This is a genomic window from Brevibacillus reuszeri (assembly GCF_001187725.1).
In the GTDB taxonomy this organism is placed as follows: domain Bacteria; phylum Bacillota; class Bacilli; order Brevibacillales; family Brevibacillaceae; genus Brevibacillus; species Brevibacillus reuszeri.
The window spans coordinates 63,081-76,774 of record NZ_LGIQ01000009.1 but is presented as its reverse complement, the minus strand read 5'-3'; the positions used below and the strand labels follow the sequence as shown (position 1 = coordinate 76,774).

Genomic DNA, 13,694 nt, shown 5'->3' with positions numbered 1-13,694 from the left:
GTACAAATAAAAAAGCGCCTCTCGACCCATCCAAAGAATCCTTAAAATTGGATTTCATTGAACAGGAAGTAGAGGCACTAGATTTTACTTATATTCACCAATCAGGTAGTTATAAAACGGTTGATCAACCCAAAACTTGTAGGATTCAACTTCTACCTTGCTGTCGAGCTTTTTGAAGCCTTCGATCACTTTTGCAGATTGATCATTCAGCGAGAAGGACTGGACGACAAAGCGTCCCTGCTTCAACACGTTGTTTGTAATGACAGGATAGTCGGCAAGCTCTGTGCGGGAATGATACAGCGGCTGCCACCAAGAGCTCTTCAAAAGACCAGTCATATCCTCGTCATCTTTTTTCGCATACTGCAAAACGAGTGGCTGGAAACGTTTTTTCTCTTCTACAGAAGCAAATTCAAAGCTCAGATCGTATTCTTTTGCATAGGCAATAAAGTTGCCATTCTCAATTTGAACGACCTGATAATCATCGGTTTGGACTGGCTCGCCCCACTCTTTCAAGTAAATGAAAGCAGATGTTTTTGGTTCAAACTGCACTTTTGCATCGATGCCTTCACTCTTCAGCAGACCGATGAGCTGAATCGCATGAACAATATCGCTATGACCATAAGTAATCGTGCGCTCTGGGTCAAAATGCGGGTCGAACGCAGCATCCTTCAAATTGTAGCCTGTAATCAAATTTTGCTTTAAGCCTTTGTCTACCAGATCTTGCAAAGCTCCTGCCTTGATCAGCTGGGACTCATTCCATGCTTGAGCCAACTTGCCATAAATGCTCTCTTCGGAAGTCGTGCCCAGATAGTTTTTGTACTTTCCGTGGAACTCTGCAACCTTGCCGAGCAACTGGTTAGCTAAGTCTGCCGTTACCTCCCCGTCCGTTTTCAAGGAAGAGAGTGTCGAAGCGCTTACCAATCCGGTATCAATCGCAACTGCCAGCTCTTGTGCCGCAGAAAGAGTCAGTGCTCCGTCTTTTTTGTATGTCAGGCCCGCTTTTTTTAGCGAAGCTGCTAGCTTGTCTTCCTTATAGGTGTAAGCCAGCTCCTTTAGCTCCGCTGCCTTCACTGCTGCGCTGATTGCTTCCCAAGCTACGAGCTTGGTTGTTCCTGCTTTTACTTCCGGCAAGAAAGATTTGGCTGCGGCTTCTTTCTCCGCTATACTAGCAGTAGATGCACTAATCTTTGCCAATGCCTTCGCGAATTCATCACGCGTAACCGTTTTGGCGAAAGTAATGCCGTACTGTTGTTTTACATAGCTATTCCACTCAGCTTGAGCTGCTGCAGGATTCAGTAAAGCAACCGGTTGACCTGCTGCTCCAGCAACTGCCGGGAATACGAGCGCTGTGAGCAATGTTGCCGATGCGGCAAGCTGTACCCATTTGGTAGACTTGTTCATCTGTGGTTCCCCCTCTTATGTATGAAGCTGTGCCATATTAATATTATTCCTATTTGTTTACTAGGGAATATTGCTATACCTTATCATCTATCCTTGTGCGTTGTCAAGGACTCATACAAAGGAATTGAAAAAAAGCAGTTCCCTGGAGCCCCAGGGTGAACTGCTTTCTTTATTGACTACTTTTCAAGCTCCGACCATTTATTGACTTTGACAGGCGGCTTGTAATCTCTCATCCGATCCAACAACACTGCAGGGTCACTCTCACAAATGACGAGATCTCCTTGCATGGCGGGGATAAAACCTGCCAAGGTTGCATGATTGACCATTTCCATTAACGGAGTGTAAAAGCCGGCCACATTTAAAAGACCAATCGGCTTGCTATGAATACCAATTTGCCCCCAGCTGATCACTTCAAATATTTCTTCGAACGTGCCGTATCCGCCCGGCAGCGCGATGAAGCCATCCGACAAATCGTTCATCATGGCTTTTCGCTCATGCATCGTACCTACCTCATGCAAATCAGTCAGACCGGTATGCACGATTTCTCCACGAAACAAGCCAGTTGGCATCACTCCAATTGCCTTTCCTTCTGCTGCTAGGACTGCATTGGCTACGCGCCCCATCAATCCCATATTGGACCCACCATACACCAAATCAAGGTCACGTGTGACCAGCTCCCGCCCCAACTCTTGCGCAACCTGCTCAAAAGCTGGATTCACCCCTGGATTTGATCCTGCAAATACACAGATACGTTTCATGTTATCCTCCCAAGATTCGATGAAGTAGAACGGCTTTCTACAATTGCCACTCTTTGCGTATGGTCCTATTATACAAAAATACAAAAAGAGCAGAAACATGTGATTCATCCGTTTTCGGTCTGGGACAGACTTCATTTCATGTAAAAAAGCCGCTACCTCGCTGGGTTTCCCCCATAAACGAGCTGGTAGCGGCTGCAAATATTATTTTTGTGTAACATTTTTTGATGGTTCTATTCCAATGTTTCGAACGCTTCCTTCATGACATGGGCAATAAAATCAATATCATCACTTGTCGTTGAAAACGGTGGAGAAAGGGTGAGGACGTTATTGAAGCTAGGAATCGTATCGCCATTTCGCCCAATAATCAGCCCGCGCTTTTTGCACTCAGCAATAACCTGTGTCAATTTTGCTGGAGCTGCAGGTTCTTTTGTCTTCCGGTCCTCTACCATTTCAATACCCATCAAGAAACCAAAGCTGCGGATGTCACCGACAAACGGATGATCGGCTAAAAATGCCAGCTTGGCGCGCAGCTCTTCCCCTAGCTGCTCGGAGCGCTCAACAAGCTGTTCTTCCTCCATGAGCTCCAGATTCTTCAAGGCAAGTGCACAGGCTGCCGGATTGCCACCAAATGTATTTACATGGCGGAAGTGAAGGTTGTTACCCTGTTCATTAAACTTGTCTGCGATATCCGCCCGCACAGCAGTGGCAGACAGTGGCAAATACGCGCTTGTAATCCCTTTTGCCATCGTTACGATATCCGGTTTGACTCCGAAGTTTTGATGTCCAAATTTTTTGCCGGAGCGTCCGAAGCCACAAATGACTTCATCTACGATCATCAATACGCCGTACTTGTCGCAAATCTCGCGAACCTTTGGCATGTACTCCGGTGCAGGAACAATCACACCGCCACCTGTAATTGTCGGCTCCATGATGACGGCTGCCACAGTTTTTTCGCCTTCCCAGTTGATCACCTGATCGAAGAACTGCGCGCACTCCATACTGCATTTTCCGTAGGACTTCCCTACTGGACAGCGATAGCAATACGGCGGTGGAACATGCAAGAATCCAGGTGCAAGCGGTTCGTATTTTTCTTTGCGGATAGATTGGCCGGTCGCAGCAAGTGCGCCCATCGTATTTCCGTGATAGGCACGATGTCTGGAAATGAATTTGTAGCGTCCTGGCTCCCCGTTCTGATGATGAAATTGGCGGGCGATTTTAAAAGCCACTTCATTGGCTTCAGAGCCGCTATTTGAAAAGAAGACGCGATATTCTGCACCCAGCCACTCACTGACCTTTTCTGACAGCTTGATTGCTGGCACGTGGCTTTGTGTCAGTGGAAAATAAGCCAGCTGCTTGAGCTGCTCGTACGCCGCATCCGCCAGCTCCTGTCGTCCATAGCCGATATTGACGCACCACAGACCTGACATGCCGTCGAGATAGCGGTTTCCATCAATATCGGTAATCCAGGAGCCACTTGCCTCTGTGACGATCATCGGGTTTGGATTGTATGGCGACATATGATGCCACATATGTGACCGGTCCGAGTCTAGCAAGCTGTCCTTGTCATAAGATTGTGTCAGTTGATCTTGTTCCATCCTGAGCTCCCCCTTATTTTACAAAGATTCGTTGCGAGCCAATGCTCGTATCGCCGTCATCAAACCATCTCGAAGTCACCGTCTTTTTCTTGGTGAAAAAGAGCACGCCGTCCTTGCCGTTTGCATGCAGGTCACCATAGAATGACTCCTTCCAGCCAGAGAAGGCGAAGAAGCCCATTGGTGCCGGTACTCCCACATTTACTCCGACCATGCCTGCTTCTACGCGCTGGACAAACTCTCTTCCCCATTTGCCATTGTTCGTATAAATAACGGCACCGTTGCCAAAACGCGATTTGCTGATCGTGTCCAGTCCATCCTCAAAATCCTTGACACGCATCACGCTCAAAACAGGGGCGAAAATTTCATCGCGAACGATCACCATTTCTGCGTCCGCTTTGTCAAAGATAGTAGGTCCGAGGAAATAGCCATTTGGTTTGTTTTTGGCATCCTCGCGACCATCCCGAACAAGCGAGGCTCCTGCAGCCACACCTTTGTCGATATAATCATGCACCTTGGCCAAATGGGAATCGCGGATAACTGGTCCCAAGTCAATTCCTTCCTCAAGGCCATTACCCATAGCCAAAGCACTGGACTCTTCGATCAGATACTGTACCAGCTCATCTGCGATCTCTTCTACAGCTACAACAGCACTTGCCGCCATGCAGCGCTCGCCTGCACAACCAAAAGCCGAGCTGGTTATCGTCTTGGCCGCGCGTCGCAAATCCGCGTCAGACATGACCAAGTGATGATTTTTAGCTCCTGCCAGCGCTTGAACGCGCTTTCCGTTTGCCGCTGCAGTCTTGTACACGTATTCAGCAACAGGCTGCGAGCCCACAAAGGAAATCGCTTTGACATCTGGATGCTCTAGCAAGCCGTTTACGACATCATGAGCACCGTTCACTACGTTGAATACGCCGTCTGGCAAGCCCGCTTCTTTCAACAGCTCCGCAATGCGAATCGAGGACAGAGGTGTACGCTCAGATGGCTTGAGAACAAAAGTATTTCCCGCAGCAATCGCAATCGGGAACATCCACATAGGCACCATCGCAGGGAAATTAAACGGGGTGATTCCCGCAACGACTCCAAGCGGAAAGCGAATCGTTTGGCTGTCGATACTGCCTGCAATATTCGGCAGATTTTCCCCCATCAATAGCGTCGGCATTCCACATGCAAACTCGACCATCTCAATACTGCGCAGCATCTCAGCCTGTGCTTCTGGGAGATTTTTTCCATTTTCTAAGGTAATCATGTGTGCCAATTCATCCTGATGCTGCAAAAGCAAGCTTTGGAATCGAAACATGATACGGGCACGGTCTACAACCGGCGTAGCGCTCCACAAGGGAAAAGCCGCTTTGGCAGCCTGCACAGCTTGGTCCACATCTTCCTTGGTAGACAGCGGTACTCGTGACAGCAGCTCACCCGTAGCAGGATTGGGAACATCCTCATAGCGGGTTGTTTGTGATTCGACCCATTGTCCCCCAATATAGTTTTTCAACGGATTTCCAACAGTTACTGTGTTCATCCTTTCAACTCCTCACGCTCAATTGATTGACAATTCCATTTTATCCAAAAATAATGCCTGTCATCACTAGACAAAGCGCCAAACATTCGTTATCTTCTATCATACAGAGTGTCCATCGATATACGGAATGAACCCCCTATTCACTTCTTGCAGTGGCATGAGAGGAGGAAACTGATGAGCAGCGACTGGCGTTTAACCATCGCCGAAGCGATCAAGCGCCCTCTGTTCCAGCAATCAGAAGTCGTCGCTGGGCATCGCGGACTAACACATCCGATCCGCTGGGTGCACGTGCTCGAGTCTGCGGATACCGGGCAATTCTTGAATGGTGGGGAACTGATCCTTTCTACCGGACTCGGATTCGGTGAGGCGCGCGAAAAACGACTCGCTTATTTATCCGAGCTGATACGCAGGAAGGCGGCAGGACTTTGCCTGGAGCTTGGCACGTATTTCCCTCATATTCCAGATGATATGCTGGATTTGGCAAATCACCATGAGTTTCCTGTGATTGTTTTTCATCAGCCTGTGCGATTCGTCGATATTACACAGGACTTGCATGAGCATTTGATCAACCGTCAAATGCAAGCCTTGCGCGATCTGGAGACGTATTCTCGCGGCTTGCAGCAGCTCAGCCTGCAGGCGCAAGGTATCCCAAAGCTCTTGCAGCACTTTCAGTCAGCAGTCCAAACGCAAGTATTCATCTATTCTCCCGGGACAGCACCCCAGTTTGTCCCATCTCCACCCCATGCTGTACAAACAGAGCTGGCAGAGCTCATGCGCACACATTTTCCTGCTGATGCAGCCACAAGCGCGAGTGCTCATTTTTTCGATCTGACCGAGACTAAACGGATTTTTTATCAACCAGTCATCGCTATGGGGCATTTGCTTGCCTATGTCGGGATGGTCTTGTATGAACGAAAAGCGGACGAGTATTTGCAGCTCACGTTGGATAATACCGTTAGCGCCATGGCACAAATTTTGATGCGCAAAATGTTTGTAGAAGAGCAAGCCCGCGCCACCGAGCAGCGCTTGTTCGATGATTTGATCGCCAGTCGTCCCATGCCAGAGGAGCAAATTCGCTCGCTCCTTGGCTTATCTGGAACTTCCAAAGTACCGACGTACCACGCCATGATGATGTCTTTTGAACAAAAACTGTCTACTCATTCTGATTCCTTGCCTCCTCATGACTTGACTGCTGTTTTTCGTTCGCTTTTGACCAGGCTTGGCTTTCGTACCTACATTCGCTGCATTGGCAATCGTTTTTATTTTTTGTTACTGGAAAAAAACACGACCCCCGATACGCGTCGGCTCCTCGAAAAAGCGATGAAAGAAATTACCCGCATTACGACCTCCATTATGGGAGCAGACACACTGATTTCATTTGGAGTGGGAAGGGTGGGCAGACGATTGTCGGAAGCAAGCAAGCATCTTGCGGAGGCAGAGCAGGCTCTCGCCTTTCATCACGAATCGCCAAGTCCGTTTTTCTCTGATCTTGGCCTTTTTCGCCTTCTTTTTCACGTGCCGTATGAGCCGGTATTGAAGAGCTTTATACATGACTACATCGGGCCGCTCATCGCCCACGACGAAGAGCACGGCTCACAGCTGGTGCATACGCTTCGGGTCTATTTAAATACCAATCTCTCCAAACAAGAGGCAGCAGAAAAGCTATTCATTCATCGCCAAACACTCTATCATCGACTGGAGAAAATTTCGGAGTGTCTGGGAGATGATTATGCGACACCAAATCGCCGAATCTGCATAGAAATCGCCTTGCGCGCGCTGGACTGGTTGAGTAAGGAGAGCACACCTGTGGGAAGCGATAGCAAAGAAAGGGAAAAGCCTTGGCACTAAATTGCGTCAAGGCTTTTCCCTTTTTTCTTATTTTCCCGGATAGGAAATACTTAGCCGAAAATGGGCCTCATCGCCTTCGTCCAGTACGACCCGGATTTTATAGAAGCCTGCCTTTTGCAGCTTGACCGTTACTTCTTCTGGATGATCCGTTCGTTTTGCAGAAGCAATGGCGTTCTTCTGAAGGTCATACACATACAAATCGACATCTGCTTCCCCTACCCAATCCACGGAAGCTTTCAGTTTTCCAGGCTTGGACACACGAATCCAATTGTCAGCAAACTTCTGTTTCTTGTTCAGCTCTCCTATGATCACATCATCAGGCTCTTCCTGCTCGACCTGCACCCATGCCCCTGTCGTCGCCAAAGCATAGGCTTGGGGACCTTTCGGAATATTGTAGCCCTCGACGATCACTTCATAGACGCCCGCATCGGGCTTTCCGATCCACACCTGCTCGACGTTGTTCAGATTATCTACCTCATCGTCAAAAGGCGCTTCAAAAAAGTCATTGCCGTTTCGCTTCTCTCCCGTTGGGGTGGTAACCTGTAAATTCAAGTCGTTTACCAAGGTACGGTTCGCGACCAGAGAGGCTGGATAATCCGTCCAGGCAAGTGTGATGACAAATGGCTTCGTAGTATCCTCGACTTTAATAGCATAGGTCCGCCTTTCTTTTGTTCGCATTCCCTTCTTTTCGTCTACGAAGTTCGTTTCTATCGCGTTAAGAAAATTCGCTCGTCCGAATCCCTGACGCCGCATGTCTTCTCCCAAGTCGTCAGCCCCTGTGAGCAGCATAGCCTTTTGCAAGGCACTGCTCGGCTCGTCGTGTCCATGCTCGATTAGGAATTGCCTGATTTGCGCGATGCCTGCAGCTACAACAGGCGTAGCCATACTGCTTCCACTCATATACGCATAAAATTCATCAAAACGGCGATCAAAATTTTTGTTTGGAGCAAGTGAGGAGCGTGTCGAGAGGATTGCCGTTCCAGGAGCAACAATATCTGGCTTCAATCTACCATCAGCTGTCAGACCACTACTACTGTATTGCCATATTTGGTCGGGATCGTCAGACCAATCACCCCAGTCAGGTCTGTCGTTTTCGCTTGCACCCACAGCAATCGCATTTTTGGCTGTCGCCGGGCTCCCGACTGTCTGAAATCCATCGTATCCCGTATTGCCTGCCGCGATGAGCGCAGTCATATCTGGATGCTGCCATAAAAACCGATCAAATAAAAAAGAGGTCAAACTATACTCGCCGTAGTCATCAGCGCCCCATGAGTCTGAGTGTATACGTGCCCCGTCTGCATAGGATTGCGACAAAAAGGTTTCCACATCGATGAAGAGTGCTCCATATCGATCCTGAATCGAATGAAATACGAGCTCGGCATCTGGGGCCAGCCCTTTGTATATACCATCTGATGCTTCGCCTGTGCCTACGAGCGTCCCCGCGATATGGGTACCATGCCCGTGGCGATCGCTCGCATCCCCTCTTCGTCCCCAGGCGTACAAGCTCTTGATTTGACCAAGAAAATCTGGATGCATCGATGCTGCGTCACCTGTATCTAATCCTGTATCCGCGATCCCAATCAGTTGACCTTTGCCAGAGTATCCTGTTGATAAAAGCGTAGATGATTGTGTCAGTGCCGATGCTCGATCATTATGCAGCTTGTTCTCGGGCACAGGAATGACGGCGATCACATCTTCGGACAAGATTACCTCTTCCAGACTTTGTGCGTTCAACGTCGCAATCGTGATGTGACTTGTATCTTCTATCGTCTGCATATCCGCAAGCTCCTCATCGGGTACCAGCTCCCTCACTGTACGCTGCATGTTCACCTGATGATCAAAGCCAATGACCGCAACATCGACATTCCGATTTTTCCCCAGCGACGAACGCAGAGAAGGAGCAACCTTTGTCACTGGCTGGAACGGGACTACTCTCTCCACATACGGCAGTTTTTCGATTTTCTTCTTCGCTTTTTTGTCAGCAAGCTTGGCAATAAACGCATAGTCCGGTATGTAATCTCCAAGCAATGCTCCCCAATCCTCCGTTTGTTCCTTCCACTCTTCCCGAATCGGTCCCGTAAATTGAATGATCACCAGCTCTGATTTGCTTTTCTCCGCTTCAACCAGATCGATAGCCAGCTCTTTCTTCGACTCAATGGGAATGGAGCCTACACGCTCTCCTGGCTGCTTGGCTGAAATGGGTGCATTCCAGAAAACAGTTAACATAATAAATGTTATGGTGATGATTTGGCATCTTTTTCTTCGCAACACAAAACACCCTCTCTCCCAAGGCATGATGCTACCATTGTAGGAGAAAGGGTGGGACACAATTAAACTTCGCTAGGATCCAGCAAAGCTGAAAAATCTTCCCAAACCAGCTCTGTCAGCATTTCCTGCGACCATTGATCTTTCGGAATTGTAATGAGCCGCAACGCCTGATTTTGAATCGCTTCTTGTAAAAGGTTATGGCTGAAACGACCATTCCCATCAAGGCTATGCTTGCTCGATATTTCTAGCAGCTTCTGTTTGATCTGTTCCAAAGTAGAAGCAGTGAGAGAATACCCGGAGGAATGCGCAGCTTGCTCTAGTATCAAAACGAGCTCATCTGCTGTGTAGTCCGGAAAATGGACATATTTTTTAAAGCGGGACAAGAGGCCAGGATTGCTATCCAATAATTGATTCATTTCGATAGGATAACCCGCCAAAACGATAACGAGATTTTCTTCGTGCCGCGTCATCTCTTCTACGAGCGTATGAATCGCCTCTTGACCAAAATCATTCTCTCCGCTTCCTAAAAGAGCATACGCTTCATCGATAAACAATACCCCGCCTAGTGCTTCTCGCACTTTTCTGCGTGTATGAGCAGCTGTTTGCCCGACAAAGCCGGCAACCAGGTCAGCACGACTGGCTGTAACGAGATGTCCACGTTTCAAGTACCCGATTTCTTTCAAAATCTCGGCATATAACTGCGCTACCGTTGTCTTCCCCGTACCTGGATTGCCTGTAAAAACAGCGTGCAGCTCAATCGGACTCGTCGTCATTCCACGCACGGTTCGCTCTTGTGCAACAGCAACGAATGCAGCAATCTTTTGCAGCTCCGCCTTCACTTGTGCAAGACCAATCAAGCTCTGCAGCTTGTCCAATGCAGACTGGCTATTCGTTTTTACTGGTTCTTCGCTTACGTCCTCTGGGAGCAAAAGCGTGAAATCCTCCCACTGCAGCTCCTTCCCAGCCGTCACGCGCCCTTTGGCAAAAATAGAATCGAGAACGAGATTCGTAACCGTTCTGGCGTTTCCGAAAGTATCATCGACCTGCGCCTTTTCTATCCGCTGTCTCAATGCTATTTTCGCCGCTTCTGTCAAAGCGAAATCATTTCGAGTTGCTACCTCATCTGCAATGTGAATAAGCTCATCCGGCGAATAATTCGGCAAAAGAAAATGACCTGTTTGCGGAAAACGGCTGTATAGACCAGGATTCGCAAACAGAAAAGAGCGCATTTCCTCAGGGTAGCCAGCCAGCATGACGACAAAACGCCCGGCGTATTCCCCGCTTGTCATAGCTGCAACGAGTGTATCGATGGCAACTTGTCCATAATCGCTTCCGGAGCTATCAGGTCGTTTCAGGCTGTACGCTTCATCGATAAACAATACGCCACCGTCTGCCTGCTTCACTGCTTCCATGACTCGCTGCTCTGTTTGGCCGACATACGCACCTACCAGATGAGAGCGGTCCACCTCTACCAGTTGTCCTTTGGTCAGCAAGCCTAATTCATGATACAAGGTGGCAATGAGGCGGGCTAAGGTCGTTTTTCCGGTTCCAGGGTTCCCCATCAAAACCAAATGCAAGGGAAGCTGATCGTGCATGTGCCAGCCTTTTTCTTCACGGATTTGCTGGTATTGAAGAAATTGCGCGAGCTGCCTGACGCGATGCTTGATATCACCCAGCCCAACCAGCTGCTCGAGCTTTTCCAATGCACTAAGCGCAATCATGGACTCTTCTGCCGTGTATTCTGTCACTGCTTCTGATAAAAGCTGTTCTTTCTGTAGCTGCTGCTCAGCTAGTGCACGTATCGTTTCTTGCAGCTGTGAGAGCATTTCTATCGAGAAAAAAACACCTGACAGGGAAGCTGAATAAGCCTGTACCCGTTCCATCAATTCGTGCAGCAGCCGCTCCCTGTTCATATAGAGCTGCTCCAGTTCATTTGCCTTCGACGCCCACTCAGCATGGGAAAGCTTTTGTGCGATATCACGTGCAGCTTGCGCAAGCTGACGCCACCTTGCCACCTCTTGAAGCTCGGCAGCAGCCATTTCCTGCAAATCTTCTGCCTTTCGTCTACGTGCAACGACATTGTCCGTTTCGCGAATGACAGGATATCCTTCAGCCTGTATGGACTCACGCAACTGTGAAAAATAGAGGCGAAGCTGCACGCTCAATGACTGCTCATCATCCGGCTCCAGCTCCAGGGCACGTTTTATCCACTCACCTGCGAGATTTTCACCGCCCTTTTTCTTCAAACGAAGGGTAGCCATTTTCGTTAAGACGACTGCTTCTGCTTGATCGAATGCTGGATCTGGACTAGTTTTTCGCCGCTGCTCGATTTCTTGAAGCAACGCCAGGCATGTCCCTTCCGTGATTTTTTGTCCGCCTGCCGAATCGTTTTTCCAGTCTGCGATGATTTCGAGTACATCCCGTTCCTGCTGCTGATGCATCTGTGTCTGCTCCTCCCGCTCCGTTCATTCATTCCAGTTGTAGCATATTTCACGGAACATGAAAAGCAAATCACTAAGCGTTTGAGCACAATCAACGACTGCCAACTGCTAAAAGCCCTACCTTACGACCTGCAAATAATACGGCTCCCGCAATCGTTAGACCAGCAACGCCAAACTCTAGCCAGGTTCCTCCCCATCCAAACAAGGCAATCCCGACCACTGGACCCGCAGCCATCCCTCCATAGCGAATGAAGTTGTACACACCGATCGCTGTGCCTCTTTCTTTTTCAAAAGCTTCGGATAACAGTGTTGTATGCACTGGCATACCGATTCCTAGCGTAAAACCAAAACATGCACTGGCGATTACAAGCAGTATGAGTGAAACATCTGCCAATGCCATAAACAAAAACGTGGCAAGGGCATTGGCACCGGCCGTGACAAGCAGGGCCCATCGCGTTCCCAATCGCTTTTGCACCTTTCCAGAAACCTTGCTGCTAATCATAAAGGTAGCGGAAACCAACAGAAAAACGAGGCCGATTTGTTCTGCGCTCAATTGATAATGATTCGTTAATTGCACAGGTATATACAACAGAAAGGAATAGTACGTAAACATTTGCGTGAAGCCCAACAAAATCACCGAAGCGCCGATCGGTTGTTTCAAAACATAGCCAAACATACGAAAATGAAATCCCCCTGCAGCAGACTGCTCTTTTTTTGTTTCAGGCAGCAAAGTCGTATTGGCAATCAGTAAAAATACGGCGCTTATTGCCAAAAACAGAAAAACGGCAGAATGACCACCTACACCTCCGATCCAGCCTCCAAGAAGCGGTCCAATTGCCGGACCAATGCCGAGCATCATTTGGTACGTCCCCATCGCTTCTGCGCGTTTCTGTCCGGAAAACAGATCACCGATGACAGTGGCAGCGACAATCGGAATAGCGGCAAAGCCAATCCCTTGCAAAGCACGGAAAAATAAAAGCGGGTAAATCGACTCGACCATGTAGCACCCAAAGGAAGCTAACATATAGAGAATGAGGGCAGGTACCATAACCTTTTTTCGCCCCCACAAGTCTATCAGAGGTCCATACACAATCTGCATGACGGCAAGCGCAACGGTAAAGATAGAGATCGTCCAGTTAATGATGTATGCCGTCGTGTGAAATTCTTCTTGCATGGCGGGTAAAATCGGCATAAATAAGTTTTGGGCAAATGTACCCAACAGAATCGTGACACCTAGCAGAAATAATACGTTTTTTGGGTTCATATGCGGTTTTGCTCTCCCTCTTGATTCTATATTGTGTCCGCGGAAACAATCAAGGTAAAAAAGGGGAATGTCATTCCAGTTCATCCACCCAATTTTTACTCATCTCGTCCGTTGCAGCGATCATCACTTCAGCCAAAAAAGCTAGTTCCTTCTCGCTATAACGCTCCAAAAATTTGTTCATATGCTGCTCCAAGCGATAATGATAATGCTCGTGATAGCGATAGACGGTTTCTCCTCCTCTGGTGAGACGAAAAAATACCTCTTTTTGGTTGTCCTCAAGCTGATAGCGCTCAATCAATTCCTTTTTGATTAGCCTAGCCGTTATTTTCGAAATGGCGCTTTTTGTTACGCCAATCTGTTGGGCAATCGACGTGACATTCATTGACATTGAGTTCCCAATGGCTTGAATGACATGTAACTCTGTGATGGATATTTCCCCTACATGATTATATTCAGGAAGACTCTTCTTGATTTGGCTAAGTAGGATCGACTCGCGGTGCCTACTGCGCTCCTCCTGTTTGTGAAGCATGGTTATCCATTGGCTCCACACTTTCGTTTTGAGATCCAACAATTTCACTCCTTTTGTGTCCGTGGAAA

9 protein-coding genes are annotated in these 13,694 nt (G+C 48.3%); 1 reads left to right on the top strand and 8 read right to left on the bottom strand.

Annotation, left to right across the window (positions count from 1 at the left end):
• Positions 1-84: 84 nt before the first annotated feature.
• From ADS79_RS14900 to ADS79_RS14885, 4 genes are all read right to left on the bottom strand, one after another.
• The gene (locus tag ADS79_RS14900; RefSeq protein WP_049739230.1) at positions 85-1,401 is read right to left on the bottom strand and encodes a hypothetical protein; all 1,317 of its coding nucleotides are present in this window, start codon (positions 1,399-1,401) and stop codon (positions 85-87) included.
• A 176-nt stretch (positions 1,402-1,577) separates the two neighbouring features.
• Positions 1,578-2,159, bottom strand: a complete 582-nt coding sequence (locus tag ADS79_RS14895) for an LOG family protein (protein WP_049739229.1) — start codon at positions 2,157-2,159, stop codon at positions 1,578-1,580.
• 230 nt (positions 2,160-2,389) lie between these two features.
• Positions 2,390-3,754, bottom strand: a complete 1,365-nt coding sequence (locus ADS79_RS14890; RefSeq protein ID WP_049739228.1) for an aspartate aminotransferase family protein — start codon at positions 3,752-3,754, stop codon at positions 2,390-2,392.
• Between the two features lie 13 nt (positions 3,755-3,767).
• Positions 3,768-5,276, bottom strand: a complete 1,509-nt coding sequence (locus ADS79_RS14885) for a CoA-acylating methylmalonate-semialdehyde dehydrogenase (protein WP_049739227.1) — start codon at positions 5,274-5,276, stop codon at positions 3,768-3,770.
• Between the two features lie 174 nt (positions 5,277-5,450).
• On the opposite strand from ADS79_RS14885, the gene ADS79_RS14880 reads away from it, so the two are divergent.
• Complete coding sequence (locus ADS79_RS14880) at positions 5,451-7,124, top strand: PucR family transcriptional regulator (RefSeq protein WP_049739226.1); 1,674 nt, start codon at positions 5,451-5,453, stop codon at positions 7,122-7,124.
• Between the two features lie 27 nt (positions 7,125-7,151).
• Here ADS79_RS14880 and ADS79_RS14875 read toward each other — a convergent pair whose 3' ends face one another.
• The 4 genes from ADS79_RS14875 to ADS79_RS14860 all read right to left on the bottom strand — a co-directional run bounded on the left by ADS79_RS14875 (position 7,152) and on the right by ADS79_RS14860 (position 13,665).
• Positions 7,152-9,395 (bottom strand): S8 family serine peptidase, encoded by a 2,244-nt coding sequence (locus ADS79_RS14875; protein ID WP_307725642.1) that lies wholly within the window; start codon positions 9,393-9,395, stop codon positions 7,152-7,154.
• Positions 9,396-9,454: 59 nt separating this feature from the next.
• Positions 9,455-11,833 carry an AAA family ATPase gene (locus tag ADS79_RS14870; RefSeq protein WP_049739225.1) on the bottom strand — a complete coding sequence of 793 codons (2,379 nt, stop codon included), beginning with the start codon at positions 11,831-11,833 and terminating at the stop codon, positions 9,455-9,457.
• A gap of 91 nt (positions 11,834-11,924) precedes the next feature.
• A complete protein-coding gene (locus ADS79_RS14865; RefSeq protein WP_049739224.1) occupies positions 11,925-13,097 on the bottom strand; it encodes an MFS transporter in 1,173 nt (390 codons plus the stop codon).
• A 70-nt stretch (positions 13,098-13,167) separates the two neighbouring features.
• Positions 13,168-13,665, bottom strand: a complete 498-nt coding sequence (locus ADS79_RS14860) for a MarR family transcriptional regulator (protein ID WP_049739223.1) — start codon at positions 13,663-13,665, stop codon at positions 13,168-13,170.
• Positions 13,666-13,694: the final 29 nt, after the last annotated feature.